We start from the raw sequence: 25,535 nt of genomic DNA on the forward strand, positions 1-25,535 counted from the left end.
TCATACCGTTCGAGCGTGGGGGCCTGCAGCGCGTGGTGGCCCGCCCGCGGCTCGCGCACGTGCGCGGCAGACGCGGAGGTCGCGCAGGGTGAAGCGGCCCTCGGGAAGGGCAGCACGGATGCGGTCGTCGTCGAAGCGGCGCGCCGGCCGCAGCTCGGGCGGCAGCTCGGGGGCCGGCGGCGCCGCCTCGTCGACGCCCTCGGCGAGCATGAGCGCCTGGGCCCGGGCGACCAGTGGGGTGATCATCAGGGCCTCGCTGACGGCGGCGAGCATCCGGATCGACCACACCGGCGCGCGGAGGTAGAGCGGGTGCCGGCCCGCCACACCCGCGATGCGCCGCACGGCGGCGCCGAGCTCCAGGGTCTCCGCCCCCATCACCGCCACCGTGGGGTCGCCGATGCGGCCCTCGAGCGCGGCGATGAGCACCTCGACCGCGTCGGCGACCGGCACGGGCCGCACCCGGCGGTCGCGGCGGCCCACCAGGGCGAACACCGGGAAGGTGCGCACGGCGCGGGTGACGTGGTCGACCATGTGGTCTCCGCGGCCGTAGATCATTCCCGACTTGAGGATGGTGTGGTCGAGGCCCGAGTCGCGCACGAGTTCCTCGGCCCGCCACTTCGTCTCGTGATAGCCCGACCGCGTGCCGGGGCGGGCGCGGAGGAAGCTCAGCAGCACGATGCGCTTCACACCGGCGCGGCGGGCCGCCTCGATCACCGCGCGAGTGCCGTCGACGTGCACCCGCTGGAAGGTCTGGTCACCGATCTCGCGGTTGATGCCCGCGCAGTGCGCCACGGCGTCGCACCCCTGGAACGCGATGCCGAGGGCGTCGACGTCGTCGATCCCGACCCCGGTGCGCCGCGACACGATGACGGTCTCGGCGGCGTCGAGCCGCTCGGCGAGGTGACGCCCGACGAACCCGGTGCCCCCGGTGATGGCGATACGCATGGCACTCACTCCTTCGCTTATTAGCACTGTAGCTAAACAGTACTTAGCAAAGGTGCTAAAGTGCAACCATGACAGATACGGCGTCGGACATCTTCGCGGCCCTCGCCCACCCCACCCGCCGGCAGATCCTGCAAGACCTCAAAGACGGCGAGCTGGCGGCCGGGGAGATCGCGGCGCGCTTCAACGCGACCGGGCCCACCATCTCGCGGCACCTCGGCGTGCTGCGGCAGGCCGGCCTCGTGACCGAGCGACGCGACGGCAACCGCATCCTGTACTCCCTCGTCGGCGAGCGCCTGGCGCTCTCGGTCGGCGACTTCCTCTCCACGGTCTGCCCCGAGCAGATCGTGCTGCGCGAGGTGCGCAAGACGCGCGAACGCAAGGCACCCGCCGCCGTCGCGGACGCGGACGCCGACGCCGACGCCGTTCGCGCGGTATGAGATTCGGGCCCTCGAGCCCTCCTCAGGCTCGGCTGTGCGATTCTCATACCGCTCGCACCCCTTCCTCACGAGCGCGAGCGGGAACAGGAGGGTGAGAGGCGGCCGAGCGGCGACGGGTGTGAGGATGGAGGCATGGCACGGAACGAGCACCAGCGACGGGACGACGTGACCGAGGTCGAGCTGATCGGAGGGCCAGAGCGGCTCGAGGTCGGGCTCGAAGCCCACGACCCGGCCTGGGCGGCCACCTTCGTCGAGCATCGTGACCGCATCCTGGAGGCCCTCGGAGACGCCGGCGCCTCCGTGCTGGTCCAGCACATCGGGTCGACGGCGGTGCCGGGGCTCGCGGCGAAGCCCATCGTCGACATCGTCGTGGGGGTCGACGACATCACCGACGAGGAGGCGTACCTCCCCGCGCTCCTTGCCGCGGGTTACGTGCTGCGGGTGCGCGAGCCGGGACACCGTCTCGTGCGCACCCCCGCCCGCGACGTGCACGTGCATGTCTATCCGCGCGAGCATCCGGCCGTCGCCGACTACCTGCTGCTGCGCGACAGGCTCCGCTCCGAGCCCACCGACCGCGCCCTCTACGAGGAGACGAAGCGGATGCTGTTCACCCGCAGCTGGGACGACATGAACGCCTACTCCGACGCCAAGACCGACGTCATCGAGGCGATCAAGGAACGCGCGAGGGCGGCCCGCGACTGATCGCCGGCCGCCCTCGGGTTCATGCTCACCGCCAGCCGAGCGCCGGCGCCACCTCCGTGAGGATCGACTCGATCACGTGCGCGTTGTACGCCACACCCAGCTGGTTCGGCACGGTGAGGAGCAGGGTGTCGGCCTCTGCGATCGCCTCGTCCTCCGCCAGCTGCTTCACCAGGCGCTCCGGCTCGGCGGCGTAGCTGCGGCCGAAGATGGCACGCAGGTCGGCCTCGATGTTGCCGATCTGGTCGCGGCTGTCGCCGTCGCCGCCGAAGTAGGCGCGGTCCCTGTCGTTGGTGATGGCGAAGATGCTGCGGCTCACCGAGACGCGCGGCTCGCGCTCGTGCCCGGCCTCCTTCCACGCCTGACGGAACTCGCGGATCTGCTGCGCCTGCTGCACATGGAACGGCTCGCCGCTCTCGTCCCTCTTGAGCGTCGACGACTGCAGGTTCATGCCGAGCTCAGCGGCCCAGCGCGCCGTCGCGTTCGACGCGGCGCCCCACCAGATGCGGTCGCGCAGCCCCTCCGAGTGCGGCTCGATGCGCAGCAGCCCGGGCGGGTTCGGGAACATGGGGCGCGGGTTCGGCTGCGCGAACCCGTTGCCCTTCAGCACCTCGAGCAGCACCTTCGTGTGCTCTCGTGCGAGGTCGGCGTCGGTCTGGCCCTCGGCCGGCTGGTAGCCGAAGTACCGCCATCCGTCGATCACCTGCTCGGGTGACCCGCGGCTCACGCCGAGCTGCAGCCTGCCGCCCGAGATGAGGTCGGCGGCACCGGCGTCCTCGGCCATGTAGAGCGGGTTCTCGTAGCGCATGTCGATCACGCCCGTGCCGATCTCGATGGTCTTCGTGCGCGCGCCGACCGCGGCGAGCAGCGGGAACGGCGAGCCGAGCTGACGGGCGAAGTGGTGCACGCGGAAGTACGCGCCGTCGGCCCCGAGCTCCTCCGCAGCGACCGCGAGGTCGATCGACTGGAGCAGCGTGTCAGCGGCCGATCGCGTCTGCGACTGCGGCGACGGCGTCCAGTGCCCGAAGGAGAGGAAGCCGATGTTCTTGCGAGTTGTTTCGGTCACGGATGCTGCAACAGCCGAGGTGCCGCATCCATTCCATGCAGACGTACGGAGTTTTGGCCGTGACGGTCGCGCGCGCGCGGCGATCCCGTTGCTACTCTGAGGCGACATCGAGGGGGGCGCGCATGGGGAGCACAGGGGCTGCGGCGGGCGGGGCGGCGGCGGACAGAGCGGCGGCGGCGCCGACCCCGGCGGCCGGTCTCACCTCGGCCCAGGTCGCCGAGCGCGTGGCCGACGGGCGCACCAACGCCTTCTCGCAAGACACCAGTCGCAGCGTCTGGAGCATCGTCCGCGCGAACGTCATCACGCTGTTCAACGGCATCATCCTGGCCTGCTTCTTGGTGCTGCTCGCCATCGGGCGCTGGCAGGACGCCCTCTTCGGCTTCTCCGCGGTCGCCAACGCGATCATCGGCAGCGTGCAGGAGTACCGCGCGAAGCGCGCCCTCGACAAGCTCGCCCTGCTGAATGCGCCGCACGCGAGGGTCGTGCGCGACGGCGCGGAGGCCGAAATCGCCGTCGAGACGGTGGTGGTCGACGACCTGCTGGTGCTGCGCGCCGGTGACCAGGTGCCGGCGGATGCGCTGGTCGCCGGGGCACACGGCCTCCAGCTCGACGAGTCGATGCTCACCGGTGAATCCGACCCGATCGAGAAGGCGCCGGGCGACCGCGTGCTCTCCGGCTCGGTCGTCGTCGGAGGCGAGGGCACGGCCGTCGTCGACCGGGTCGGCGCCGACTCGTTCGCGAACTCCCTGGCCGCGGAGGCCAAGCGGTTCTCCCTCGTCGCCAGCGAGCTGCGCTCCTCGATCAACCGTGTGCTGAAGTGGGTGGCCTGGATCGTCGGCCCCGTCGCCCTGCTCGTGCTGAACGCCCAGATGATCGCCCAGGGCGGCTGGGTGCAAGCCTGGGAGAGCGGGTCGTGGCGTGACGCGGCGGTGGCGACCATCGCATCCGTCGTCGCCATGGTGCCGCTCGGACTCGTGCTCATGACGAGCATCACCTTCGCGGTGGGTGCGGTGAAGCTCGCCAGGCAGCAGGTGCTCGTGCAGGAGCTGCCTGCGGTGGAGGGGCTCGCCCGCGTCGACCTCATCTGCCTCGACAAGACCGGAACGCTGACCCAGGGCGACATCGTGTTCGACGCCGCGCATCCGCTCGCCGAGGTGCCGGGGTGGGAGGCGGTGCTCGCCTGGTACGGCGTGCAGAGCGACGCGAACGCGACGGCACGCAGCCTCGCAGGCCCGTTCCCGATGGTGCCGACGGCCGAGCCGCTCGACCGGGTGGCGTTCTCGTCGGCCCGCAAGTGGAGCGCAGTGACCTTCGACGACGGCATGTGGGTGCTCGGCGGGCCGGAGATGGTGTTCCCGGGTTCGGCGCACGCCGCACTCGCCGAGCAGGCGACCGTGCTGGCCGCCACCGGCCGGCGCACGCTCGTGCTCGCCCACGGCACGCCCACCGACGACGAGACCGTGCCGGCCGACGCGGTGCCGGTGGTGCTGCTGACGTTCAAGGAGAACATCCGGCCCGACGCCGCGTCGACGCTGGAGTACTTCGCCGCACAGGGTGTGGGGGTGCGCATCATCTCGGGCGACAACCCGCAGACGGTGGCGGCGATCGCCCGCGAGGTGGGGCTCGATGCGCCGCGCGGCTTCGACGCACGCGAGCTCCCTGCCGACGACGCCGAGCTGCTCGCGGTGCTCGACGAGCACGTGGTGTTCGGGCGGGTGACGCCCGACCAGAAGAAGCGCATCGTCGTCGCACTCAAGGCCGCCGGGCACACCGTCGCGATGACCGGTGACGGGGTGAACGACGCGCTCGCCATCAAGGAGGCCGATATCGGGGTGGCGATGAACTCGGGTGCCGCGGCGACGAAGGCGGTGGCGCGGTTGGTGCTGCTCGACGGGCGGTTCTCGCACCTGCCGAACGTCGTGGCCGAGGGGCGGCAGGTCATCGCGAACATCGAGCGGGTGTCGATGCTCTTCCTCACGAAGACCTCGTACGCGACGTTCCTCGCGATCACCTTCGGCATCCTGCTGCTGCCGTTCCCGTTCCTGCCGCGTCAGCTGTCGGTGACCGACGGGCTCACCATCGGCATCCCGGCGTTCTTCCTCGCGCTGCTGCCGAACGCGCAGCGCTACGTGCCCGGGTTCCTGCGGAGGTCGCTGAGCTTCGCGGTGCCCGCGGGACTCGCGGTCACGCTCGGCATCGGGGCCTACGCACGGCTGGCGGCGAACGCGCAGATTCCGGAGGCGGAGATCAGGACGGGGTCGACGCTCATCCTCACCATCATCGGGCTGTGGATCCTCGTGGTGCTGTCGCGGCCGGTCACCCGGTTCAAGGGGCTCGTGATCGGGGCGATGATGGTGGGCCTGGTGCTGGTGTACACGGTGCCGATCGTGCGCGACTTCCTGCAGCTGGTCGACCCGACGCTGACGACCGCGCTGCTCGTGCTCGGCACGGCGCTGGTGTCGATCGCGCTGATCGAGGTGGTGCGCTTCGCGCACCGGCGCATCGCGGCACGGGATGCGGAGCGGGCGGTCGCGGGACGGGCGGCAGTGGCGGGGCGGGGTGCCGTGGCTCGGCGGGGGCGTCAGGCAGCGGCGAAGTAGCGGCGACCGGGCCCGACCCAGAGGGGCACGACGACAGCGGCCGAGACCACGAGCTGCACGGCGAGGCCCGACCAGTCGCCGTCGCCCGCCACCACGAGGTCGAGCACCGCGACCAGCACCGCCAGCACGAGCAGGATGCTCGCCACGAGTCGAGACATGCGGCTCGCCCGGGCGACGCCGGAGGCGAGCGACACGACGAAGAGCCCGAACAGGATCATGGCGACCCCGAGCAGCGTGACGACCAGAGCGGTGTCACCCTCCGACGCCTCGGGTGCGTAGCGCAGGAAGATCGCGAGGATGCCGAGCGCGATCTGCGCGATGCCGCCGATGTACATGAGCACCACCGCGAGGGTGACGAGGCCGGGGCGCGTGCGGCGGAGGCTCGGCGTCTGGGTCATGAGGCCATCGAACCACATGGCGGGCGGGCGGCGACAGGGGCGGGCCCGGGGTGGGCCGGGGCGGCCCGGGCGGCCGAGCGCGGGCCGGGGTCGTGCCTGCGGTAACGTCGTTGCCGTGCCGCCCACTCCCTCCGCCCCCTCCGAGAAGGGTCGCTGGACCTCGGTGCACTATTCCCTCCTCGCCTTCGGCCTCAACGCCGCAGCCCTCATCGTGCTCTTCGCCAATCTGCTCACGGGCAACACCTGGTGGCAGATCGCCGTGCCGATCGCCCTCGGTGGCCTCCTCCTCGGAGGACTCAGCGCCCTCCAGTCCCGACGCCTCCGCTCGAAGGAGCGTCGCAACGGCCTCTGATCGCCGAAAGTGAGTCAATGTCAGTGGTCGATGCTTGACTGAGGTCATGGCACCTCAGGAGGCACAACGACTCACGGCGATCACCGCCGACCTCGAGTCGGTGCTGGCCGTGCCGACGGCGACGCTCGACGACGCGTCGCTCCTCGCGGAGGTGACCGCGCTCGAGCGCCTCGCCCGTGTGGTCGGCGCGGCCCAGATCCGCGTTGCCGGCGAGATAGCTGCGCGCTCCCGACCTGAGCTCGGCGACGAAGGGCTGAGCCATTCCGAGAACTTCAGCACCCCGGTGAGGATGCTCGCGGCACTCACGCAGGCCTCGAGCCGCGAGGCGCGTTCCCGACTCGGCTTCCACCACGGTCACCTCCACAGGTCGTCGTGGCGCCTCGAGATGCGCGGCGGCGCACCGCACATCGTTCCTTCTGCCTGGGTCGACCGCGCCCAGACACCCATACCGGTCTCGCGGCGCCGCACGGCTTCACCGCTCGACGTCAAGAGAACGGCGTGAGAGTGCGGCGGTGGGATGCGGCTCTGCGCGCTGCGGGTCGACGGGCTGGGCGGCGGCGGGCTGGGCGGCGGTGGGGTTGGCGGCGATGGGCTGGGCGACGCTGGGCTGGGCGGCGCTGGGCTGGACGTCGGCGCCGAGTTCTCGCGCGGCGGCGCACCGGGCTGGCAGCATGGCGGCATGACTACCACGCCTCCACCCGCCGACGGTCGCCCGGGTTCGTCGGGCCAGGTGGCCCTTCCCGACGGCCGGCTGCCCGATCGGGCGGTGCCCAACCTGCCGTCGCGCGATTTCGGGGTGACCGCCGAGTTCTACGGGGCATTCGGGTTCGAGTGCGTCTTCCGCGACGAAGGGTGGCTGATCCTCCGGCGCGGAACCCTGCAGCTCGAGTTCTTCCCGGCTCCGTCGCTCGATCCCCTGACGAACACCTTCCTGTGCTGCCTGAGGGTCGCCGACGTCGACGACCTGTACCGCGCCGTGCTCGCCACGGGCGTGCCCGAAGCCCGAACGGGTGCACCCCGGCTCCACCCGGTGCGCCTCGAAGACTGGGGCCTGCGGGCCGGGTATCTCATCGACCCCGACGGCACGCAGCTCACGCTCATCGGGGAGCCCCTCACCGACGGCGAGTCGTCAGGATAGTCTGATGCGCGCACCCCACCCCTGACATCCGCACACCTGACATCCAAGGAGACACCCATGTCGGTCGGCCTTCTCGCCGTGGTCGATGACATCCTCACCGCAGCACTCAAGGCCAGCGCCAAGACGGCCGGCGTCGTCATCGACGATGCTGCGGTGACCCCTCAGTACGTGCAGGGCCTCACCCCTGCCCGCGAACTGCCGGTCGTGTGGCGCATCTCGCTCGGGAGCCTGTTCAACAAGTTCGTCATCATCATCCCGATCGCCCTGCTGCTCACGGCGTTCGCGCCCTGGGTGCTCCCCTACCTCCTCATCATCGGCGGAACCTACCTCTGCTTCGAAGGCGCCGAGAAGGTCACCGAGTGGTTCGGCGTGCACCACGGTTCCGACGACGACGGTGCGCGAGACGAGCGCAAACTCGTGTTCGGCGCAATCCGCACCGACCTCATCCTGAGCACCGAGATCATGCTCATCGCCCTCTCCAGCCTCGACGAGGGCCTCGGCTTCTGGATGACCCTCGCCGCCCTCGCCGTGATCGCCCTCGGCATGACAGCGCTCGTCTACGGCGCCGTCGCCCTGCTCGTGAAGGTCGACGACATCGGGTTGCGCCTGATGAAGAGCCCCTCCCGGAAGGTGCGCCGAACCGGCGCGAGAGTCGTCGCGTCGATGCCCGGGGTGTTCCGCGTCATCAGCGTCGTCGGCACGGTCGCCATGCTCTGGGTGGGCGGGCATCTCGTCGTCGCCAACCTCGCCGAGACCTTCTGGGCCGGCCCCTACGATCTGCTCCACGTCGTCACCCACGCCGTCGAAGCGGCGGGCCCGGTCGTGGTGTGGCTCGCCGACACCGCGTACTCGGCCGTGTTCGGCCTGGCGTTCGGGCTGCTCATCGTGCTGATCGTCACCGGTGTCACGCGGCTCGTGCGTCGGCGCGGGCCGGCCACGACAGCGGCGCACGAGGCACACGCCGACGCCCACTGAGGGTCGGCTACGCTCGCCGAAGCTCAGCGACGCGAGCCGCCCCCATCGTCGGGCGCGAGCACGATGTCGAAACGCGTACTGCTCCACGTTCCCTCGACCGATCGCCCGTCAGGTGTCGTCGACCCCGCCGCGTGCTGCACGAAGTCCATCACGAGCGACTCCTTCACCCCGAACACCGAGTCGCTCGCAAGCAGCTCGTCGCCCCGCACGAAGATGTGGGTGATGAGAGTGCGGAGCCCCGGCGCCGTCACCATGAAGTGCAGGTGGGATGCCCGCAACGGCGATCTGCCCACGCTCCGCAGCAGCGCACCGACCGGGCCGTCGTCGGGAATCGGGTAGGGCGTCGGCGTGAGCCCCCAGAAGCGGTACTCCCCCAGGTCGTCGGTGAACAGGTGCGCCCGGCCGGCCACCCGTTCGTCGCCGTACTGCACGTCGTACAGGCCGTCCTCATCCGCCTCCCACACCTCGAGACGAGCACCCGCCACCGGCCGCCCCTCGAGGTCGGTCACCCTTCCCTCGACCCAGCAGGGTTCGCCCGGAGCTCCACCCGCAATGTCACCGCCGTGCTCGATGCGGGGCGCATCCGCCGTGAAGAACGGGCCGAACACCGTCGACTCGGTCGCGTCACCGCGGGCCTCGTTGTTCACGGCGACCGTCATCATCGACACGCCCAGCACGTCGGAGAGCAGCACGAACTCCTGACGACGCTCGTCGGTGATGTGCCCCACGGCCGTGAGGAAGGCGATCGCCGCATCCCACTCCGCCTCGGTGAGACGCACCTCGCGAACGAAAGCGTGGGCGTGACGCACGAGGGCCTGCAGGATCTCGCGGGTTCGCGCATCCGGAGCCTCATCGAACGACGCGAGCACCGTCGCGGTGAGCTCCTCCTCACGGCGGCGCTGCTCGCGCGAGACGGACCCGCCGTCGCCGACGCCCGCGTCACCGCTCACGACGCGCTCCTGAACTCGGGCTCGCGCAGGCTCTCGACGCCGAGGAAGAACTCGCGCGACGCGACGGGGTCGGCCTCGACCCGGAGGTACTGCTCGAAGGCCTCGTCGATGTCGGCCTTCACACCGTCGTAGACCAGGTGCTTGAAGCGGATGGCGGTGGGTGAGGCGTTCTCGAGGAAGGCGGCGCGGCGCCGCTCGGCGTAGTCGTCGAGCGCGTCGGGAGAGGCGTCGCCCGCGATGACCGCGGCGAGCCGGTCGACGAGCAGTTCCACGTCGAACACGCCCGTCGTGAGGCCCATCGCCCCCGTCGGGTTGGTGAGGTGCGCGGCGTCGCCCGCCAACAGCACCCTGCCCACGCGGAACCGCTCGGCCGCGCGCTGATGCATGTGGTAGGGCGAGTACTGCACGAGCTCGTACCGCTTCTCGTCTCCGGGAAGCAACCGCTGCAGGAACGCGTCGATGCGCTCCGGCAACCCGCCCTCGGGAAGGTCGTCGCTCTCGGCGAAGGTCACCCGCCAGAGGCCCTCGCGGTCGAGCAGGGCGACGATGCAGCCGAGTTCCTCGTCCATCACCATGTTCGCGCGGCCGTAGCCGTACGCCTCGAAATCGAAGCGGATGTTCGTCGCCACGAAGCGGTCGCCCCAGGTCATGCCGGGGAAGTCGAGACCGAGCGCCTTCCGCACCGTGCTCCGGCCGCCGTCGGCTCCGACCAGCCAGTCGCCGGCGAGCTCGCTGCCGTCGGCGAGCACGGCGGTGACGGTGTCGGCGTCTTGGCGCACATCCGTCACCCCCACGCCTCGCAGCACCGTCGCATTCGGAAGTCGCTCGAGGTGCTCGAGGCAGATGCGGCCGAGTCTGTCCTGCCCGAGGTTGAGGTTGTAGGGGAAGGGCACGACGCCCTCGATGGCGCGCTGGCTGATCTGCACCGACTCGCCGGTGGAGGGCCGGTGGAAGGTGTTGCCGCGCACGACGACGCCCTCCGCCTCGGCGTCTTCGCGCACACCGAGCGCCTCGAGCACCTCGATGACGCACCAGTGGTAGACGGCGGCGCGCGGCGAGTCGTTGAGCTCGGTCTCGCGCTCGACGACCGTCACCCGGATGCCGCGCCGGGCGAGCCCCAGGGCGGCGAGGAGGCCGACCGGACCACCCCCGGCGACGATGACGTGGGCGGAGTGTGCTGCCATGGTGAACCTCGCTGTTCGGAGTGGTCCGAAGGGCGATGCTCTCGTTGGGCAGTCAGACCGTCAGACAATTACCTTCATCATGGCACCGCCGGCATCCGATGTCACGCCGGCTGGTTCTCCGGCGGCATCAGGATGCGCTTCTGACGCGGCGACATGGCCAAGAAGAGGATGCCGGCGCCAGCCACCAGCACTCCCCCGATGACGGTGAACACGCCGACCGGCGCGAGGATGGAGTCGTCCGCGCCGGACGCGCCGAGCGAGATCATGACGATGCCCGCGATGAGGCCCACCACCCCGATCGCGAGCACGATCCGGCCCGTGACGAGCAGGAGACGGTACGACTTCGCGCCGTGGAACGTCGGGCGCACACCGAAGGGCGTCCCGATGTACTGCGACCACCGCAGTCCGCTCCACCAGCGCGACGTGGCCGGGGCGATCGGATACCAGCCCGCGGGGGCGACCGTGCCACCTGGGGTACCCTCGACCTCGCCCGGGAGCGGATGCAGCGCGGGGTCGCCCGAGAAGGCGGTCGCCGATGGAGCGGGTATGCGCCGCACGGCGAAGGACTGCAGGGCGATCGCGAACCAGAGCCCCGCGAGCAGCATCATCGGGATGCCCGCGAACGACACCGACGACGCCACCAGACCGAGCAGCAGCTGCACCAGACCGAGAGCGAAGAACACCAGGGCGAAGGCGAATGCGGCGCCGGGCTGCTCCGAGGTCGCCCAGTCGATGCCGGGCCGGCCGTCCTTGATCCTCATCCCCGACCATCGTGCGCCGTCCCACCACCGCACCGGCCCATCGGCGACCGGGTACCACCCCATCGGCGGCAGTGCCGGGTCGGTCGGTGCGGGTACGGCATCCGTCGGCCCTGCGGGCGCCGTCCGCGCGACGGGCGCCGCCTGCGCGACCGGCGCCGCCTGCGCGACGGGCGCGGCCGTCTCGTGCGCGGTCCACTGCACCCCGTCCCACCAGCGAAGGCGCCCCGGCTCCCCCGCGTCGTACCACCCCGGTGCTGCAGTCACGTCGATCGGCCTCCCCGCATCCGTCACCACCATCGTGGCACCGCCCCGCGAGTCCGCAAGGAGCACGATCAGGTCACCGCACTCCCGGTCGTCAGTGCCAGGCAGGCCAGGAGGCGGCGCTGCGCTCGAGTTCCGACTCGATGAGGGCGAGGGTGTCGTAGCGGGCCGCGGCCGCGGCGAGGCGGCGGGCCTGGACGGCGTAGTCCGGCTCCCCCAGCACCTTCAGCACCGCGGCACGGATCGCCTCCGGGGTCGGAGTGCCCGTGCGCAGGTCGACACCGCTCCCCGACCAGGCGACCCGCGCGGCGACCTCGGGCTTGTCCTCCGTGTCGCCCGCCACCACGAGCGGCACCCCCTCGCCGAGCGCCTGCTGCACACCGCCGTAACCGCCGTTGGTCACCATCACCGAGCAGCGCGGCAGCAGTTCCCCGTAGGGCAGGTACGACGCCGCACGTGCATTGCCCGGCAGCGCGGTCAGTGCCGACTCCGGGCGCCCGCCGAGCGACACCACCACAATCACATCGAGGTCGGCGAGCGCCGCGAGGGTCGGTGTGACGAGCCGGTCGAAATCGCGGTTGTCGATGGTGCCCTGGGTGACGTGCACCACCGCGCGGGCGGAGTCGAGGTCACCCCACCAGTCGGGGCGCGCGGCGACGGCACCGGCCGCACCGGCCCCTGCCCCCGAGGGCATCGTTCCGACGAACGCGGTGTTGGGTGCCAGGTCGCTGCGCGGATACTCGAACTCGGCGGGGCTGAGCTGCAGGAAGCGGTCGAAGGCGCTCGAGATGTCCATGACGAACAGATCGAGCCGGTCGACACCGAGCTCGGCGAACAGCGACTGGGCGAGCCGCTGGGTCTTGCGGAACAGCACCTTCCTCGCCAGCAGGCCGAGCATCCGGTTGCGCACCCGCCCGAGCGGCGATGCGGAGGGCGGGAGCGCCGTGCCCGCCGGTGCGACGTCGCGGCTGCTCTGGGCGAGCGGCGTCACGCCGAGCGCGACCACGGGTGGCCGCGGGCCCTCGCCGAGCAGCAGCGGGGCGACCCCCGCGAAGGCGCCGTCGACCAGAACCGCGTCGGGGCGCACCTCGGCGAGCACGCGGCTCACGGCACGGTACTGGTCGGGGATGGTGCTCACGAAGATGCGCTGGATGTCGTACTGCGCCTGTGCGAGTCCGCGGTAGCGCTCGCGGTCGGGCAGATAGCTCGGCACGTCACGGTCGTCGAAGTCGGCGATGCCTTCGAGCGGCCGGAACTCTGCACCGATCCCCCGCACGCGTCCGGCGAAACGCGCACCGGTCAGCACGACGACGCGGTGGCCCCGACCCACGAGGTGAGCGGCGGCGGTGAGCATCGGTACGACGTGGCCATGGATCGGCGAACTGCAGACGAGATAAGTCGACATAACTAGGTTTTAGCACACATGTATTGATTGACGTAACGCTCTATCCAATGGCAGAGTGCCGGCATGACATTCCTCACCTGGTGGTTCCGCGTCGTCGGCCTCGTCAACATCGTGCTCGGCCTTCTCTGGATGCCCTTCCTCAACGCCGCCCGCCTCGACCTCACCGTCCCCGGCTGGGACGCCCCGATCGGCGGCACCGCCTACCGGGGCTTCCTCGACTTCACGATGCTGTTCGGGCTCGACCTGCTCATCCTCGGCGCGTTCCTCATCGCCGCGTCGTTCCGGCCCGGGCGGAGCACCGTCCTCGCCTGGCTCGCGATCACCCTCTCGGTGGTGCGCGGCATCCTCGACGACATCTACATGATCGCCGCCGGGTACCCGGTGGTCGGCATGCTCGTGTTCATCGCCCTGCACCTCGCCATCGTGGTCACAGGTCTGCTCGCCCTGCGTGCCGCCGGGCGCACGAGGGCAGCCACCCCCTAGGATCACGGCATGGCCCCCCGCAGCTACAGTTCGCCCATTCGCGAGGAAGCGTCGGCGCAGACCCGGCGCCGCATCGTGCAGGCCGCGAGCACGCTGTTCTCCCGCGACGGCTACCAGGGCACGACCATGCCGGCCATCGCGAAGGAGGCCGGCGTGTCGGTGCAGAGCGTGCACCTGGCGGGCCCGAAGAGCGCCCTGCTCATGGCGGCGTTCGAAATGGCCCTGGCGGGCGACGAGGGGACGCATCCGCTCTACGAACGCCCGGCCGTCGCCGAGATCATGGCTCTGCCGCCCGCTGAAGCGCTGCCCGCGTACACGGCCTTCCTCGCCGAGGCGAACGCCCGCACGGCCGGCGTCGACCGAGCCCTCTACGTCGCAGCCGAGACGGATGCGGGGGTCGCCGCCGCGGTCGACGACCTGAACCAGAGACGACACCGCGACCTCCGCATGGCCATCACCTGGATGCAGGCCCACGGCCTCCTGCACGGCGACGTCGACCCCGACGAGCGCGCCGAGGTGCTCACCCATCTCGTCTCCCCCGCCACGTACCGCTTCTTCGCCCGCGAGCGCGGCTGGAGCGACGACCGCTACCGCGCCTGGCTCCTCGACGCCATCACCCGCCTCGTGATGCGCGCACCCGCCTGACGGCCACCCGCTCCTAACTCATCGAGTCGAGGATGAGGGTCAGGTCGTCGAGTGACGTGCGCGGGTTGAGGATGGCGAAACGGGCGTTGGGTCGGCCGTGGTGGGCGCTCGGAGTCACGAAGGCGACCTGCTCGTCGAGGAGTCTCGACGACCACCTGCCGTAGTCGACCTTGTCCCAGCCGACGCGCTCGAACACCACCACCGAGAGCTGCGGTCGCCGCACGAGCTCGAACTCGGGTCGCTCCTCGATGATCGCGGCGATCTGCTGCGCCAGGCGGAGCGATCCCGTGATCGCGTCACGGTAGGCGGCGGCGCCGTAGCTCGCCAGCGAGAACCACAGCGGCAGGCCGCGCGGCCGGCGGGTGAGATGGGCGGCGAAATCGGAGGGGCTCCAGTCGCTCGTCTCGGTGAGGGTGTCGAGGTAGTCGGCGTGCTGGGTGTGCGCGCGGCGCCCGAGCTCGGGGTCGCGGTAGAGCAGCGCGCACGCGTCGAAGGGCGCGAACAGCCACTTGTGCGGGTCGACCACCAGCGAGTCGGCGCGTTCGACGCCCGCGAACCGGATGCGCGCATCCGGTGACAGCATCGCCGACAGCCCGTAGGCGCCGTCGACGTGGAACCAGACCCCGTGGCGGGCGGCAGCCTGGCCGATGCGGTCGAGGTCGTCGACGATGCCGAAATTCGTGGTGCCGCCGGTGGCGACCACCGCGAACACGCTGCTGCCGTGCTCGGCCAGCGCTGCCTCAACGGCGGGCCCGCGCAGGGTGCCGTCGTCGTCGACGGGCACGGGAACGATCTCGACGTCCATGACACGGGCCGCCGAAGCGATCGACGAGTGCGCCTCGGCGCTGCAGACGACGCGCCACCGGTCGGGAGCGGGGGCGCCGGCCTCGCGCGCCTTCTCCCGCGCGGTCTCGCGGGCGGCGACGAGGGCGGAGAGATTGCCGAGGGTGCCGCCCTGCACGAACACCCCGCCCGCTCCGGCGGGCAGCCCGAACTCGGCGGCGAGCCAGCGCAGCACCTCGTTCTCGGCGTGCACGGCTCCCGCGCCTTCGAGCCAGGAGCCGCCGTAGAGCGCGCTCGCCGACACGACGACATCGAACGCGGCGGCCGCCTTCGACGGCGCGCACGGGATGAACGAGAGGTAGCGCGGGTCGTCGGTGGTGATGCAGGCGGGAGCGAGGATGTGCTCGAAGATCGACAGCGCCTTCGCGCCGCCGATGCCCTGCTCGCTGATGGTGACCCCCGCCAGCCGGCTGAGCTCCGACGGCGACTGCGGCTTGTCGAGCGGGGTGTCGGCCATGAGCAGCCGCTGCCGCGAATAGTCGAGCACCCTGTCGACGATCTCCCGGTTCTCGTCGGTCACGTCGTGCATGCGGGCGGGCTGTGCGGTTGTCATGGCTTCCTCCGCTGCACACGATAACAACTCGACCCACCACCCGGGCGTTCCCTGGATCCCCTAGGCTCGCGACATGCTGCGCATCCGCCGATCCGGCTACAAGGTGCTGTACGTCATCGGGGCGATCATCGTCATCATCGCCTTCGGATTCTTCCGGCAGTCGTTGCACTTGGCCGAATGGCCGCAGGCAGTCCTCGGCGATCTCATCTCGGTGGCGGCGTTCTTCGTGGGCGCTCGGGTCTTTCGCGGACGGGGCGAGGCGATCGCCCCGCCGAGAGCGTGGTGGCGTACGACGGCGCGGCCGACGGCGGGGTTCGTGCTGACCGCCTACTTCCTCATGACTGTGGTCTACACCTTCGTCACGGCGGTCATCGATCCGACGGTCACCCTCGCGGCAACGGTCGTCTCGGCCCTCAGCGGCGTGCTCCTCGCCGCCGCCTACCTCAACTCCTCCGTGCGACTCCTCCGCACGCCCCCTCCGGTCGTCGAGGAGCAGCCCGCGCTGTCGAAGTTCAAGCCCATGAAGTAGCCGCGGGCGGCACCCCGGGGCGGTAAGTTCGTGGGGGTGGGGGTCGCCAGGCGACGCCCCGAGACGCCGACGAGCCTCAGGAGATGTCATGGCCGAACAGCCGCCCCTCGACCCCACGACCACCGACGCCTGGAAGGGCCTCGAAGGCATCGCCGACGGGTTCGCCCCCGACCTGCGCGCCTGGTTCGCCACCGAACCCGAGCGCGCCGAGCGCTACACGTTCCAGGCCGGCGACCTCACGGTCGACCTGTCGAAGAACCTCGTCACCGAGGAGATCCTCGCCCACCTACTCGACGTCGCCGAAGCCGCCGGCGTGAGCGCCCGCTACCAGGCGATGATCGAGGGCGAGCACATCAACGTCACCGAAGACCGCGCCGTGCTGCACACCGCATTGCGCCGTCCGGCGCCAGGGACGGATGCTGCAGGGGACCTCGACCCCGCCTCGGGCTTCGTCGTCGACGGCGCCGACATCGACGCCGAGGTGCAGGGCACGCTCGAGAAGGTGTTCGCCTTCGCCGACCGCGTGCGCTCGGGCGAGTGGACGGGTGTCACCGGCAAGCGCATCGAGACCGTCGTGAACATCGGCATCGGCGGCAGCGACCTCGGCCCGGTCATGGTCTACGAATCCCTCAAGCCATATGTACAGGAAGGCCTCGAGGCCCGTTTCGTCTCGAACATCGACCCCTCCGACATCTACGAGAAGACCGCAGGCCTCGACCCCGAGACCACCCTCTTCATCGTCGCGTCGAAGACCTTCGGCACCCTCGAGACGCTCACCAACGCCCGCCTCGCCCGGCAGTGGTTGTGGGAGCGGCTCACCGCATCCGGAGCCATCGCCGACGACGACGAGGCCCGCACCGCCGCCGTCGCGAAGCACTTCGTGGCCGTCTCGACCGCCCTCGACAAGGTGGCGGCCTTCGGCATCGACCCCGAGAACGCCTTCGGTTTCTGGGACTGGGTGGGCGGTCGCTACTCGGTCGACTCCGCGATCGGCACGAGCGTCGCCATCGCCATCGGCCCCGACGGCTTCCGCGAATTCCTGGCGGGCTTCCACGCCATCGACGAGCACATGCGCACCACCCCGCTCGAGCGCAACGTCCCGGTGCTGATGGGTCTGCTCAACGTCTGGTACACGAATTTCCTCGGCGCGCAGAGCCACGCCGTGCTGCCGTACGCACAGTACCTGCACCGCTTCCCGGCGTACCTGCAGCAGCTCACCATGGAGTCGAACGGCAAGAGCGTGCGCTGGGACGGCTCCCCCGTCACCACCGACACCGGCGAGATCTTCTGGGGTGAGCCCGGCACCAACGGCCAGCACGCCTTCTACCAGCTCATCCACCAGGGCACCCGGCTCATCCCCGCCGACTTCATCGCCGTGGCCAACCCCGCGCATCCGTTGAAGGACGCCGCGGGTGACGGTCACGCCGTGCAGCCCGGCGCCGACGTGCACGCGCTCTTCCTCGCCAACTTCTTCGCGCAGACGAAGGCGCTGGCGTTCGGCAAGACGGCGGATGAGGTGCGCGCGGAAGGCACGGCGGAGTCGGTCGTTCCCGCGCGGGTGTTCAGCGGCAACCGGCCGACCACGTCGATCCTGGCGCCGGCCCTCACCCCGTCGGTCGTGGGCCAGCTGATCGCTCTCTACGAGCACATCGTGTTCACCGAGGGCACCATCTGGGGCATCGACTCCTTCGACCAGTGGGGTGTCGAGCTCGGCAAGCAGCTCGCGCTCCAGATCGCCCCGGCGGTCGATGGGGATGCCGCAGCCCTCGAGTCGCAGGATTCGTCGACGAAATCGCTCATCGCGAAGTACCTGGAGTTGCGCACGAACTGATCAGCCCCCTTGGCTCATGGCCGGGGATGGCGTAGAAGGGGAGGACGGCGACGACAGGAGGCGCGACCCGGTGGCGCATCATCTGATGACTCTTCCCTCCGGCCAGACCGTGGGGGTCTCGGCGGCAGGCGACCCGCTCGCGGAACGGATCGTGCTGTTCTGCCTGCCGACCCCAGGGGCGGGACTGTTCGACCCCGACCCCCTGGTGACGAGTCGCTGGGGGGTGCACCTCGTGACCCTCGACCGGCCGGGCTACGGGTCGACCCCGCCGCTGGCAGAGCAGGGCTCGGGCTCGGGCTCGGGCTCAGGCTCAGGCGGGCGTTCCGACCGCACCGGCATCCACGACCGCGCCGACGACCTCGCCGAGTACCTCGTGCACGCCCGCGTGGTGGCCCGCGACTCGGGCGCAGGCGACCTGGGCCCCGTGGGTGTCGTGGGCTGGGGCACCGGCGGCATGGTGGCGCTCTCCCTCGCCGCCCGGCATCCGCAGCTCGTCGACCGGGTGGTGACGTTCCAGACCGCAGCCCCGAACGGCTTCGTCTTCGACCCCTCCCTGCAGGCCGTGCCCCCGTTCGGCACGGAGGCGCTCGGCATCCCCTCCGACGACCCGCTGCTCGCCCGCCCGGGCCTCAGCAACCGCCTCGACCGGATGCTCGAAGAAGCGTCGCTGCAGGGAGCCGCCGGAGTCGAGGCCGACCGACGCGCCCTCGTCGACGCGTCGTGGTCGAGGGAGCTGCGCAGCATCAGGGCCGAGGTTCGCCTCGCCTACGCCGACGACATGAGCACCGTCGACCGCTACGACGGCAACTGGTACCGGCGTCGCATCCGCACCTCCCGTGTGGTGCGGGTGAGCGGCGGGGGCGCCCTGGCTCTCGCCACCCAATGGGCGCGCGTGCTGGCGCACGTCGCTCCCGAGCACGGCGGGCTGCCCGAGCACACCCGCGTAGGCGGGCCGGCCGAACGGCGCTGACCCGCCCTCGTGACATCGTCGACGACGGATGCGGCGGAGACGGCTCAGGGCTAGGGTCACGAGCATGAGCGATCCGAACACCCAGGACGAGCCCATCATGAGCGGCTCCGACGAGGCGACCCACGACGAGAAGGCGGCGGGCCGCGACGCGCAGGAGCGCGCCGACGCCGAGTTCTACGACAAGAAGAACGCAGACGCAGCCGCAGAGAGCGACACCGACCCGGCGGTCTCCCACTACGCCAACCCGTCGAGCGCCGACCTCTCGCACAGCCTCGACCACCCCGAGGGCACCCCCGACGGCGCGCCGGGCACCGACGCGCGCGACTGAGCGCACGGCACCGCTCACGCCGTCGGTTGGGAATCGTAGGCTGGGATCATGGCCACCTGGGAGAGCACGCGACCGTACTTCGAGCGGGCGGCAGTCGCCCACCTCGCCACTCTGCTGCCCGACGGAGGCCCGCACTCCGTGCCGGTGTGGGTCGGGGTGGAGGGTGACGGCCTCGCGGTCTTCATGATCGAGGGGTCGCGGAAGGACGAGAACCTCCAGCGCGACCCGCGGGTGGCGATCTCGGTGACGAACCCCGCGAACCCGCTCGACATGGCCTCCGTGCGGGGCGTGGCCACGCAGCGGCTCGTCGGCACCGAGGCGATGGAGGTCGTCGACCGCATCGCGGTGGCGTACACGGGCGAGCGGTACGAGATGCGCAGCGGGCTCGCCGCCTTCCTCATCAGGCCCGAGAAGCCGCAGGTGCAGAACCACTCGGGCTGACCGGCTACGCCGGCTGGGCCAGCCGGTACGGCGCGATGGTGCGCTCGCACACCTCGCCCCACGGCGTCGGCTCCATTCCGAAGTGGGCGCGCGACTCCGAGTCGTCGAGCACGTAGGGCCGCGTCCACTGGTACGACAGCTCGCCGAGCTCGCGCAGCATCGGCGAGAACAGCGCGCCGAGCTTCAGGAACGGCGCCGGGATGCGGCTCACCGCCACGGGAGGCAGCCCACCGGCGGCGAGCACCTCGGTCAGCGCCTGGCGCTGGGTGCGCGGCGCGTTCGTGGGCACGTGCCAGACCCGCCCGTGCGCCGAGGGGTCTTCGGCGGCGGCGACGAGCAACCTGGCCACGTCGAGCACGTCGGTGAAGCTGTGCGGCTGGTCGGGATCGCCGATCACGCTCGCCCGCTTGCCCAGGCGGGCCGTGGGGAGCAGGCGCGTGACGTGCCCGTTGGCTCCGACTCCCGGCCCCACGTAGTCGGAGCCGCGCACCTCGACCGCCCGCATCCGCCCGGCCTCGTGCTCGGCCTTCGCCTCGGCCCACATGCGCGCCCGCAGCCGGCCCTTGTGGTCGGTCGCCGCATCCGGAAGCGACTCGGTCATCGGGCCGTCGACGGGCCCGTACGGGTAGAGGTTGCCCGTGACGGCGTAGACCGCTCCCGTGCGGCGGGCGGTCTCGAGCAGGGAAGCGGCGAGAGGCGGCCAGCTCGTCTCCCACTGTGTGTAGTCGCCGGGGTTGGCGCAGTTGTAGAGCACCGACGCCCCGTCGGTCACTCGTGTCAGGGCTTCGGCGTCGCCGGCGTCGGCCCGCACGCCGGCGACACCGGGAATGCCCGTGTCGCGGCCGGAGCGCGTGACGACGACCACCTCCGAGCCGCGGTCGGCCAGCAGTTCTGCGACGTGGCGCCCGACGGGCCCTGCTCCCACGATGACGTGTCGATCGGTCATGTCTTCTCCTCCGCTCACGAGAGCACCGCTCTCACAACGAGGATGACAGTCCGCGATCGTAAAAGCAAGAGCAGTGCTCTCATTTGTTGCGCATGCTCTCGATCATGCGGCACAGTGGGGTGATGGAAGCAGCACCACCCCGAGCGAAGACCGCACGAGCGCTGGCGCGCGAGCAGATCACCGCCGACATCCTGGCCGCCGCCCGGGTTCGCCTCGCCGAGGAAGGGCCGGCTGCCCTGTCGCTGCGCGCCGTCGCGCGCGACGTCGGCATGGTCTCCTCGGCCGTCTACCGCTACTTCGCCAGTCGCGACGAGCTGCTCACCGCTCTGCTCGTGCTCGCCTACGACGACCTGGGTGCCGCGGCGGAGACGGCGGATGCGGCAGTCGCCGACCGCGGCGCCGTGCGAGAGCGCTGGGCGGCGGTGATCGTCGCCATCCGGGGCTGGGCGCTCGCGAACCCCGGCGACTACGCCCTGCTCTACGGCTCCCCCGTTCCCGGATACGCCGCCCCGCAGACCACGGTGGAACCCGCCACCCGGGTGATCGTGGCGATCCTCGGCATCGTGATCGACGCCTATCGCGCCGGAACCCTCGTCGTGGCTCCGGGCCCGGCGGCGCCCGGGTCACCGGAGGAGAGCGCCGAGCGGGCCACGGTGGCCGGAGCGATCGACTTCGTACGGTTCCGGGGTCTCGTCGACGAGCGGGAGGAGGTTCCGCTCGAACTCGTCGTGCGCACGCTCATGGCCTGGACCACCGTCTTCGGCACGCTCTCGTTCGAGCTGTTCGGCCATCTCGTCGGCTCGGTCTCCGACCTCGACGGCTATTACGCCCTCCTCACCGAGCGGCTCGCCTCCGATCTCGGGTTCACGCTCCCCTGAGGCGCTAGTGTCGCACTCACAGATCACCGATCAGATCACTGGGGGACACTTCCATGACATCAGCAGCGCCCATCGCGCCGGCATCCGTTCCGCTCGACCAGCCCTACTACAACGCACCGTTCGGCGAGGCGGTCTCGCGCTTCTGGAAGAAGTACGCGGTGTTCACCGGCCGCGCCGGCCGCGCCGAGTACTGGTGGTGGTACCTCGTGACCGTCATCGTGAACACGGTCTTCAACACCGCCGCGTTCCTCCTCGGCGGGTACGGCCTCCAGCTCGACGGCAGCTACGCCCCTCCCGGCGCGGGCGCGATCGTCGTGTTCGTGCTCTGGGGCCTCTGGGGGCTCGCCACCCTCGTGCCGGGCTTCGCCCTCCTCGCTCGTCGACTCCACGACACCGATCACAGCGCGCTGTGGATCCTCATCCTCCTCGTCCCGTTCGTCGGCGGCATCATCATCCTGGTCTTCACGCTCACGGCCCCCATGGCGTCGGGCAAGCGGTTCGACGCCTGACGGCTCAGCGATACGGATGCACGGAGGGCACCCAGCAGCGCACCGCGGCACGGTACCGGCGGAAGTCGTCACCGAAGCGCTGCTCCAGGTCGGCCTCCTCGTACGGCCTCACCACGAGGTTCCAGAGGAGGGAGCCCGTCAGGGCGTAGGCGACGACGAGCCAGGAGCCGAGCATCAGGCCGACCGCGACGCCCTGCACGATCCCCGCGACCGCCATCGGGTTGCGCACCCAGCGGTAGGGGCCCACGACGACCAGACGGTTGGCCATCTCGGAAGGCAGCGGCGTGCCGCCACCGCGAACCGCCATGATCGCCGCCGACCAGAGCCCCAGTGCGCCCGCGATCACGAACACGACGGCTCCGAGCACCGTGACTGCCGTGATCACCACCGGGGGCGTCACCACGCCCAGGGCGGCGAGCGACAATCCCACCCCCCACCGATGCTCCAAGGCTGTGATGACCAGGGGTATCACGACGAAGAAGACCCCCCAGAACGCCACGATCTGCGCCGCCGTCACCGCGAGGTTCACGCCCGGGCCGCGGCGCGCGTCCGCGGGCCTGAAGGCGAAGGGGCCGGTCACGATCCACCCGGTGGGCACCCGACCAAGCAGCAACGCCGTGGCGGCGACGAGCGACCCACCGGTCGCCGCCGCCATGATGAGCACTCCCCACCCTGCACCTCCCCCGAGGGTGGCGAGAAGGGCGAGGCCGAGCGTGACGAGCGTCGTCCACGCCGCGACGACGAGTGAGGCGGGTCAGGCCAGACGAAGCGGCGTGGCGGCGATCATCGACGCGATCACGAACAGCGGCACGTCGAGCGCGGCCACCGCGACCGGGTCGAGGATGCCGAGCGTCGCCTCTCGCACCCACGGCACGGTTAACACCGCGGCCCACCAAGCGGCGCCGCACAGGGCCTGCACCGCGAAATAGGCGCGCGCGAGCGACATCGGCCGGGTCGTCGCGGCACCTGCGCGCGGGTTGGAGAAGGGATTGATGTGCTCATTCTGACAGGAGGAAGAACGCCCTGCCTGTTACGGCCTCGTAAACTGCTGCCCCCACCTCTTGATAAGCAGCAGCAATCACTGCGAGCATCCTGAGCATGAAGCAGATCGTGCTGGGCGCCTTCGAGATCGTGGGCCCCACCTTCCTCAGCAACGCCTGGAGCCACCCCGACTCCGACACCTCGGCCTTCACCTCGCTCGCCTACTGGCAGGAACTGGCGCGGGCCCTCGACGCAGGCGGCTTCGACTTCCTGTTCTTCGCCGAGGCACTCGGCTACCCCATGTCGGCGGAGGGCGCCTCCGAGGTGGCGCTGCGCGAGGGGGTGCAGTTCCCCGTGCTCGAACCGCTCAGCCTCATCACCGGGCTCGCTGCGACGGTCGACCGGCTCGGCTTCGTGGTGACGACCTCGACGACCGCTGAGCGGCCTTTCACGAACGCCCGTCGCTTCTCGACGGTCGACCATCTCACCGCCGGCCGCATCGGCTGGAACATCGTCACCTCCGACAACCAGGAGGCGATGGTGAAGCTGCTCGGCGAGAAGGGCGTGACTCCCCACGACGAGCGCTACCGCCGCGCCGACGAGTTCGTCGACCTCTCGCTGAAGCTCTGGGAGGGGTCGTGGGAGGACGGCGCCCTGGTGATGCGCAAGGAGGATCGCGAACTCGTCGACCTCGACCGCCTGCACGAGATCGAGCACCACGGCGAGCACTTCGACCTCGAGGGCTACTACCCGGTTCCCCCGTCGCCCCAGCGCACGCCCACGCTGTTCCAGGCCGGGGCCTCCGCCCGCGGCAAAGACTTCGCGGCCACCTACGCCGAGTGCGTGTTCATCCAGGAGCGCAGCATCGACAAGGGAGCCGAGCTGGTGCGGGAACTCCGCGCCCGGGCAGCCTCGCACGGTCGCGACCCGGGGTCGCTGCGACTCGTGAACGGCCTGTCGGTCGTCGTGGCGCCCACCGAGGCCGAAGCGCGGCGCCGGCGCGAGGAGCTGACGACGGCACCGAGCCGCGAAGCCATGGGCGCGCTGTTCATGGGCTGGAGCGGCGTCGACCTGCTCTCGCTCGACCCCGACGCGACCCTCGCCGAGATCCGCACCGAGGTCGGCCAGTCGTTGCTCGCGCAGTATCAAGACCCCGAGCTCACCGTGGGCGGGGTGCTCGACCGGCTGCGCGAGACGATGGGCGGCTACAAGGTGACCGGCACCCCCGAGAGCGTCGCCCGGCAGATCGAGGAGATCGTCGTGGAGACCGACGTCGACGGGTTCCTCGTCGAGCACTCGGTGGGCGGCGTGGCGACCTACCGCGACTTCATCGACCAGGTGATGCCCCTGCTGCGCGATCGCGGCCTCCTGCCCGACGAGCCCCGGCGCGGCACGCTTCGCGAGATGCTCACCGGGGGAACGGCGCGGTTGCCCGCCGACCACCCCGGCGCCCGGTACACGGTGTAGCCGTGGCCCACGACACCGCACCGAGTGCCGAGGTTCCCTCCGGGTCGATCGGGCGCCTGGTGAAAGACGCGCGTGCCAGGGCCGGGCTCTCGATGCGCGCGCTCGCCGCGCGCTGCGAGGTGAGCCAGCCGTTCCTCAGCCAGATCGAGCGCGGGCACACGGCCCCCTCGCTGGCGACGCTGTACCGCATCGCCGCGGCACTCGGGGTGTCGGTGAGCTCGCTGCTGCCCGAGGCCGTGTCGACCCCCGACATCCTCCACGTCGATGCCCGTGGGGGCCGGATGCTGCCGGTCTCCCCCGAGGCAGACTCCGCCTCGGGGAGGCTGCTCACCATCGGCGCCGGCCATCCGCTCGAGGTGGTCGAGTACCGCGTGCGACCGGGCGAGACGCTCGGGGGCTGGTTCACGGGCGACGGCGAACAGACGCTCTTCGTCGTGGAGGGCAGGGTGACCGTCGAACTCGCCGGGGAGGGCAGCTGGGTTCTGGAAGCGGGGGGCGCGCTGACGCACCCGTCGAACGTGCCCCACCGCTGGAGCGCCGGCGCCGAGCCCTGCCACCTCCTGCTCGCGGTGGCGCACCGGACGGCGGGTGATTCATCGACGTGATCAGCCGCGCAGAATGGAGCCCATCTTCTTGCCGCGAGCGACCTCGTCGACGAGCTTGTCCATCCAGCGGATCTTCTGCATCAGCGGGTCGTCGATCTCCTCGACGCGCAGGCCGCAGATCACCCCGGTGATCAGCTCGGCGTTCGGGTTGAGGGCGGGCGCCTCGGCGAAGAAGGTCTCGAGGGTCGTGTCGTCGCAGATCACGCGGTCGAGGCCGGCCTCGTCGTAGCCGGTGAGCCAGCGGATGACCTGGTCGACCTCATCCCGGGTGTGGCCCTTGCGCTCGGCCTTGGCCACGTAGTGCGGGTAGATGGCGGCGAAGGGTGTGCCGAAGATGCGATGCGACATGGGTCAA

General features: G+C 70.8%; 31 protein-coding genes. 18 read left to right on the forward strand and 13 right to left on the reverse strand.

What is annotated here, in order from left to right; genetic code table 11:
• Complete coding sequence (locus tag ABFY20_RS10955; RefSeq protein ID WP_368496287.1) at positions 1-945, reverse strand: NAD(P)H-binding protein; 945 nt, start codon at positions 943-945, stop codon at positions 1-3.
• A gap of 68 nt (positions 946-1,013) precedes the next feature.
• Here ABFY20_RS10955 and ABFY20_RS10960 point away from each other — a divergent pair, with 68 nt between their 5' ends.
• Positions 1,014-1,382, forward strand: coding sequence for a metalloregulator ArsR/SmtB family transcription factor (locus ABFY20_RS10960; RefSeq protein ID WP_368496288.1), 369 nt, complete (start codon positions 1,014-1,016; stop codon positions 1,380-1,382).
• A 132-nt stretch (positions 1,383-1,514) separates the two neighbouring features.
• Entirely contained in the window at positions 1,515-2,084 is a 570-nt protein-coding gene (locus ABFY20_RS10965; protein WP_368496289.1) for a GrpB family protein, read from the forward strand.
• Positions 2,085-2,109: 25 nt separating this feature from the next.
• Here ABFY20_RS10965 and ABFY20_RS10970 read toward each other — a convergent pair whose 3' ends face one another.
• Positions 2,110-3,147, reverse strand: coding sequence for an LLM class flavin-dependent oxidoreductase (locus ABFY20_RS10970; protein ID WP_368496290.1), 1,038 nt, complete (start codon positions 3,145-3,147; stop codon positions 2,110-2,112).
• Between the two features lie 122 nt (positions 3,148-3,269).
• Between ABFY20_RS10970 and ABFY20_RS10975 the strand changes: the two genes are divergently transcribed.
• Positions 3,270-5,747: an HAD-IC family P-type ATPase gene (locus tag ABFY20_RS10975; RefSeq protein ID WP_368496291.1), complete on the forward strand. Its 2,478-nt coding sequence runs from the start codon at positions 3,270-3,272 to the stop codon at positions 5,745-5,747.
• Here the strand turns inward: ABFY20_RS10975 and ABFY20_RS10980 are convergent.
• Complete coding sequence (locus tag ABFY20_RS10980) at positions 5,729-6,145, reverse strand: hypothetical protein (protein ID WP_368496292.1); 417 nt, start codon at positions 6,143-6,145, stop codon at positions 5,729-5,731. The genes ABFY20_RS10975 and ABFY20_RS10980 overlap by 19 nt on opposite strands.
• A 115-nt stretch (positions 6,146-6,260) precedes the next feature.
• Here ABFY20_RS10980 and ABFY20_RS10985 point away from each other — a divergent pair, with 115 nt between their 5' ends.
• Positions 6,261-6,497 carry a hypothetical protein gene (locus tag ABFY20_RS10985; protein ID WP_368496293.1) on the forward strand — a complete coding sequence of 79 codons (237 nt, stop codon included), beginning with the start codon at positions 6,261-6,263 and terminating at the stop codon, positions 6,495-6,497.
• A gap of 46 nt (positions 6,498-6,543) precedes the next feature.
• The gene (locus ABFY20_RS10990; RefSeq protein WP_368496294.1) at positions 6,544-6,999 is read left to right on the forward strand and encodes a hypothetical protein; all 456 of its coding nucleotides are present in this window, start codon (positions 6,544-6,546) and stop codon (positions 6,997-6,999) included.
• Here ABFY20_RS10990 and ABFY20_RS10995 read toward each other — a convergent pair.
• Positions 6,970-7,170: a hypothetical protein gene (locus ABFY20_RS10995; RefSeq protein ID WP_368496295.1), complete on the reverse strand. Its 201-nt coding sequence runs from the start codon at positions 7,168-7,170 to the stop codon at positions 6,970-6,972. The genes ABFY20_RS10990 and ABFY20_RS10995 overlap by 30 nt on opposite strands.
• A gap of 78 nt (positions 7,171-7,248) precedes the next feature.
• Between ABFY20_RS10995 and ABFY20_RS11000 the strand changes: the two genes are divergently transcribed.
• A complete protein-coding gene (locus tag ABFY20_RS11000; RefSeq protein WP_368499769.1) occupies positions 7,249-7,635 on the forward strand; it encodes a bleomycin resistance protein in 387 nt (128 codons plus the stop codon).
• Between the two features lie 57 nt (positions 7,636-7,692).
• Positions 7,693-8,610, forward strand: a complete 918-nt coding sequence (locus tag ABFY20_RS11005; RefSeq protein ID WP_368496296.1) for a DUF808 domain-containing protein — start codon at positions 7,693-7,695, stop codon at positions 8,608-8,610.
• 23 nt (positions 8,611-8,633) lie between these two features.
• On the opposite strand, the gene ABFY20_RS11010 is transcribed toward ABFY20_RS11005, so the two are convergent.
• The 4 genes from ABFY20_RS11010 to ABFY20_RS11025 form a co-directional block, all read right to left on the reverse strand.
• Positions 8,634-9,560: a dioxygenase gene (locus ABFY20_RS11010; protein WP_368496297.1), complete on the reverse strand. Its 927-nt coding sequence runs from the start codon at positions 9,558-9,560 to the stop codon at positions 8,634-8,636.
• Positions 9,557-10,744 (reverse strand): FAD-dependent oxidoreductase, encoded by a 1,188-nt coding sequence (locus ABFY20_RS11015; RefSeq protein ID WP_368496298.1) that lies wholly within the window; start codon positions 10,742-10,744, stop codon positions 9,557-9,559. Before ABFY20_RS11015 ends, ABFY20_RS11010 begins: the two co-directional genes overlap by 4 nt.
• A 101-nt stretch (positions 10,745-10,845) precedes the next feature.
• Positions 10,846-11,835 carry a DUF2510 domain-containing protein gene (locus ABFY20_RS11020; RefSeq protein WP_368496300.1) on the reverse strand — a complete coding sequence of 330 codons (990 nt, stop codon included), beginning with the start codon at positions 11,833-11,835 and terminating at the stop codon, positions 10,846-10,848.
• 25 nt (positions 11,836-11,860) lie between these two features.
• Positions 11,861-13,171: a nucleotide disphospho-sugar-binding domain-containing protein gene (locus tag ABFY20_RS11025; protein WP_368496301.1), complete on the reverse strand. Its 1,311-nt coding sequence runs from the start codon at positions 13,169-13,171 to the stop codon at positions 11,861-11,863.
• Between the two features lie 63 nt (positions 13,172-13,234).
• Here ABFY20_RS11025 and ABFY20_RS11030 point away from each other — a divergent pair, with 63 nt between their 5' ends.
• The gene (locus ABFY20_RS11030) at positions 13,235-13,654 is read left to right on the forward strand and encodes a BphX family protein (protein ID WP_368496302.1); all 420 of its coding nucleotides are present in this window, start codon (positions 13,235-13,237) and stop codon (positions 13,652-13,654) included.
• A gap of 9 nt (positions 13,655-13,663) precedes the next feature.
• Positions 13,664-14,299 carry a TetR/AcrR family transcriptional regulator gene (locus ABFY20_RS11035; RefSeq protein WP_368496303.1) on the forward strand — a complete coding sequence of 212 codons (636 nt, stop codon included), beginning with the start codon at positions 13,664-13,666 and terminating at the stop codon, positions 14,297-14,299.
• A 13-nt stretch (positions 14,300-14,312) separates the two neighbouring features.
• On the opposite strand, the gene ABFY20_RS11040 is transcribed toward ABFY20_RS11035, so the two are convergent.
• Positions 14,313-15,695, reverse strand: a complete 1,383-nt coding sequence (locus ABFY20_RS11040) for an aspartate aminotransferase family protein (protein ID WP_368496304.1) — start codon at positions 15,693-15,695, stop codon at positions 14,313-14,315.
• A 73-nt stretch (positions 15,696-15,768) separates the two neighbouring features.
• Here ABFY20_RS11040 and ABFY20_RS11045 point away from each other — a divergent pair, with 73 nt between their 5' ends.
• The 5 genes from ABFY20_RS11045 to ABFY20_RS11065 all read left to right on the forward strand — a co-directional run bounded on the left by ABFY20_RS11045 (position 15,769) and on the right by ABFY20_RS11065 (position 19,794).
• The gene (locus ABFY20_RS11045) at positions 15,769-16,224 is read left to right on the forward strand and encodes a hypothetical protein (protein ID WP_368496305.1); all 456 of its coding nucleotides are present in this window, start codon (positions 15,769-15,771) and stop codon (positions 16,222-16,224) included.
• Positions 16,225-16,312: 88 nt separating this feature from the next.
• Positions 16,313-18,055 carry a glucose-6-phosphate isomerase gene (pgi, locus tag ABFY20_RS11050; protein ID WP_368496306.1) on the forward strand — a complete coding sequence of 581 codons (1,743 nt, stop codon included), beginning with the start codon at positions 16,313-16,315 and terminating at the stop codon, positions 18,053-18,055.
• An 85-nt stretch (positions 18,056-18,140) separates the two neighbouring features.
• Positions 18,141-19,025, forward strand: coding sequence for an alpha/beta fold hydrolase (locus tag ABFY20_RS11055; protein WP_368496307.1), 885 nt, complete (start codon positions 18,141-18,143; stop codon positions 19,023-19,025).
• Between the two features lie 64 nt (positions 19,026-19,089).
• Entirely contained in the window at positions 19,090-19,353 is a 264-nt protein-coding gene (locus tag ABFY20_RS11060) for a hypothetical protein (RefSeq protein ID WP_368496308.1), read from the forward strand.
• 48 nt (positions 19,354-19,401) lie between these two features.
• Positions 19,402-19,794 carry a TIGR03618 family F420-dependent PPOX class oxidoreductase gene (locus tag ABFY20_RS11065; protein WP_368496309.1) on the forward strand — a complete coding sequence of 131 codons (393 nt, stop codon included), beginning with the start codon at positions 19,402-19,404 and terminating at the stop codon, positions 19,792-19,794.
• A gap of 4 nt (positions 19,795-19,798) precedes the next feature.
• On the opposite strand, the gene ABFY20_RS11070 is transcribed toward ABFY20_RS11065, so the two are convergent.
• Positions 19,799-20,740 (reverse strand): NAD-dependent epimerase/dehydratase family protein, encoded by a 942-nt coding sequence (locus ABFY20_RS11070; RefSeq protein ID WP_368496310.1) that lies wholly within the window; start codon positions 20,738-20,740, stop codon positions 19,799-19,801.
• A gap of 122 nt (positions 20,741-20,862) precedes the next feature.
• On the opposite strand from ABFY20_RS11070, the gene ABFY20_RS11075 reads away from it, so the two are divergent.
• Both ABFY20_RS11075 and ABFY20_RS11080 read left to right on the forward strand, forming a co-directional pair.
• On the forward strand, positions 20,863-21,618 hold the full coding sequence (locus ABFY20_RS11075; protein ID WP_368496311.1) for a TetR/AcrR family transcriptional regulator: 756 nt from the start codon (positions 20,863-20,865) through the stop codon (positions 21,616-21,618).
• A 53-nt stretch (positions 21,619-21,671) separates the two neighbouring features.
• Positions 21,672-22,127, forward strand: a complete 456-nt coding sequence (locus ABFY20_RS11080; RefSeq protein WP_368496312.1) for a DUF805 domain-containing protein — start codon at positions 21,672-21,674, stop codon at positions 22,125-22,127.
• 4 nt (positions 22,128-22,131) lie between these two features.
• Here the strand turns inward: ABFY20_RS11080 and ABFY20_RS11085 are convergent, their stop codons facing one another.
• Both ABFY20_RS11085 and ABFY20_RS11090 read right to left on the reverse strand, forming a co-directional pair.
• Positions 22,132-22,782 carry an isoprenylcysteine carboxylmethyltransferase family protein gene (locus tag ABFY20_RS11085; RefSeq protein ID WP_368496313.1) on the reverse strand — a complete coding sequence of 217 codons (651 nt, stop codon included), beginning with the start codon at positions 22,780-22,782 and terminating at the stop codon, positions 22,132-22,134.
• 99 nt (positions 22,783-22,881) lie between these two features.
• A complete protein-coding gene (locus ABFY20_RS11090) occupies positions 22,882-23,073 on the reverse strand; it encodes a hypothetical protein (RefSeq protein ID WP_368496314.1) in 192 nt (63 codons plus the stop codon).
• 152 nt (positions 23,074-23,225) lie between these two features.
• On the opposite strand from ABFY20_RS11090, the gene ABFY20_RS11095 reads away from it, so the two are divergent.
• Both ABFY20_RS11095 and ABFY20_RS11100 read left to right on the forward strand, forming a co-directional pair.
• A complete protein-coding gene (locus ABFY20_RS11095; RefSeq protein WP_368496315.1) occupies positions 23,226-24,575 on the forward strand; it encodes an NtaA/DmoA family FMN-dependent monooxygenase in 1,350 nt (449 codons plus the stop codon).
• Positions 24,576-24,577: 2 nt separating this feature from the next.
• Positions 24,578-25,180 (forward strand): helix-turn-helix domain-containing protein, encoded by a 603-nt coding sequence (locus ABFY20_RS11100; protein ID WP_368496316.1) that lies wholly within the window; start codon positions 24,578-24,580, stop codon positions 25,178-25,180.
• Here ABFY20_RS11100 and ABFY20_RS11105 read toward each other — a convergent pair whose 3' ends face one another.
• Positions 25,181-25,528, reverse strand: coding sequence for a DUF2200 domain-containing protein (locus tag ABFY20_RS11105; RefSeq protein WP_368496317.1), 348 nt, complete (start codon positions 25,526-25,528; stop codon positions 25,181-25,183). It abuts the gene before it with no gap.
• Positions 25,529-25,535: the final 7 nt, after the last annotated feature.

The organism is Herbiconiux sp. A18JL235, from assembly GCF_040939305.1.
Taxonomy (GTDB): domain Bacteria; phylum Actinomycetota; class Actinomycetes; order Actinomycetales; family Microbacteriaceae; genus Herbiconiux.

What these genes read in the sequence shown, in the direction of transcription:
- ABFY20_RS11025 (WP_368496301.1), bottom strand. Translation starts at nt 13,171, where the DNA reads ATGTCGACTTATCTCGTCTGCAGTTCGCCGATCCATGGCCACGTCGTA.
- ABFY20_RS11075 (WP_368496311.1), top strand. Translation starts at nt 20,863, where the DNA reads ATGGAAGCAGCACCACCCCGAGCGAAGACCGCACGAGCGCTGGCGCGC.
- ABFY20_RS11060 (WP_368496308.1), top strand. Translation starts at nt 19,090, where the DNA reads ATGAGCGATCCGAACACCCAGGACGAGCCCATCATGAGCGGCTCCGAC.
- ABFY20_RS11065 (WP_368496309.1), top strand. Translation starts at nt 19,402, where the DNA reads ATGGCCACCTGGGAGAGCACGCGACCGTACTTCGAGCGGGCGGCAGTC.
- ABFY20_RS11070 (WP_368496310.1), bottom strand. Translation starts at nt 20,740, where the DNA reads ATGACCGATCGACACGTCATCGTGGGAGCAGGGCCCGTCGGGCGCCAC.
- ABFY20_RS11045 (WP_368496305.1), top strand. Translation starts at nt 15,769, where the DNA reads ATGCTGCGCATCCGCCGATCCGGCTACAAGGTGCTGTACGTCATCGGG.
- ABFY20_RS10980 (WP_368496292.1), bottom strand. Translation starts at nt 6,145, where the DNA reads ATGACCCAGACGCCGAGCCTCCGCCGCACGCGCCCCGGCCTCGTCACC.
- ABFY20_RS10995 (WP_368496295.1), bottom strand. Translation starts at nt 7,170, where the DNA reads ATGCTGCCAGCCCGGTGCGCCGCCGCGCGAGAACTCGGCGCCGACGTC.
- ABFY20_RS11015 (WP_368496298.1), bottom strand. Translation starts at nt 10,744, where the DNA reads ATGGCAGCACACTCCGCCCACGTCATCGTCGCCGGGGGTGGTCCGGTC.
- ABFY20_RS11085 (WP_368496313.1), bottom strand. Translation starts at nt 22,782, where the DNA reads ATGGCGGCGGCGACCGGTGGGTCGCTCGTCGCCGCCACGGCGTTGCTG.
- ABFY20_RS10965 (WP_368496289.1), top strand. Translation starts at nt 1,515, where the DNA reads ATGGCACGGAACGAGCACCAGCGACGGGACGACGTGACCGAGGTCGAG.
- ABFY20_RS10975 (WP_368496291.1), top strand. Translation starts at nt 3,270, where the DNA reads ATGGGGAGCACAGGGGCTGCGGCGGGCGGGGCGGCGGCGGACAGAGCG.
- pgi (WP_368496306.1), top strand. Translation starts at nt 16,313, where the DNA reads ATGGCCGAACAGCCGCCCCTCGACCCCACGACCACCGACGCCTGGAAG.
- ABFY20_RS10955 (WP_368496287.1), bottom strand. Translation starts at nt 945, where the DNA reads ATGCGTATCGCCATCACCGGGGGCACCGGGTTCGTCGGGCGTCACCTC.
- ABFY20_RS11040 (WP_368496304.1), bottom strand. Translation starts at nt 15,695, where the DNA reads ATGACAACCGCACAGCCCGCCCGCATGCACGACGTGACCGACGAGAAC.
- ABFY20_RS11105 (WP_368496317.1), bottom strand. Translation starts at nt 25,528, where the DNA reads ATGTCGCATCGCATCTTCGGCACACCCTTCGCCGCCATCTACCCGCAC.
- ABFY20_RS11090 (WP_368496314.1), bottom strand. Translation starts at nt 23,073, where the DNA reads ATGTCGCTCGCGCGCGCCTATTTCGCGGTGCAGGCCCTGTGCGGCGCC.
- ABFY20_RS11095 (WP_368496315.1), top strand. Translation starts at nt 23,226, where the DNA reads ATGAAGCAGATCGTGCTGGGCGCCTTCGAGATCGTGGGCCCCACCTTC.
- ABFY20_RS11035 (WP_368496303.1), top strand. Translation starts at nt 13,664, where the DNA reads ATGGCCCCCCGCAGCTACAGTTCGCCCATTCGCGAGGAAGCGTCGGCG.
- ABFY20_RS11080 (WP_368496312.1), top strand. Translation starts at nt 21,672, where the DNA reads ATGACATCAGCAGCGCCCATCGCGCCGGCATCCGTTCCGCTCGACCAG.
- ABFY20_RS11005 (WP_368496296.1), top strand. Translation starts at nt 7,693, where the DNA reads ATGTCGGTCGGCCTTCTCGCCGTGGTCGATGACATCCTCACCGCAGCA.
- ABFY20_RS10960 (WP_368496288.1), top strand. Translation starts at nt 1,014, where the DNA reads ATGACAGATACGGCGTCGGACATCTTCGCGGCCCTCGCCCACCCCACC.
- ABFY20_RS10990 (WP_368496294.1), top strand. Translation starts at nt 6,544, where the DNA reads ATGGCACCTCAGGAGGCACAACGACTCACGGCGATCACCGCCGACCTC.
- ABFY20_RS11030 (WP_368496302.1), top strand. Translation starts at nt 13,235, where the DNA reads ATGACATTCCTCACCTGGTGGTTCCGCGTCGTCGGCCTCGTCAACATC.
- ABFY20_RS11055 (WP_368496307.1), top strand. Translation starts at nt 18,141, where the DNA reads ATGACTCTTCCCTCCGGCCAGACCGTGGGGGTCTCGGCGGCAGGCGAC.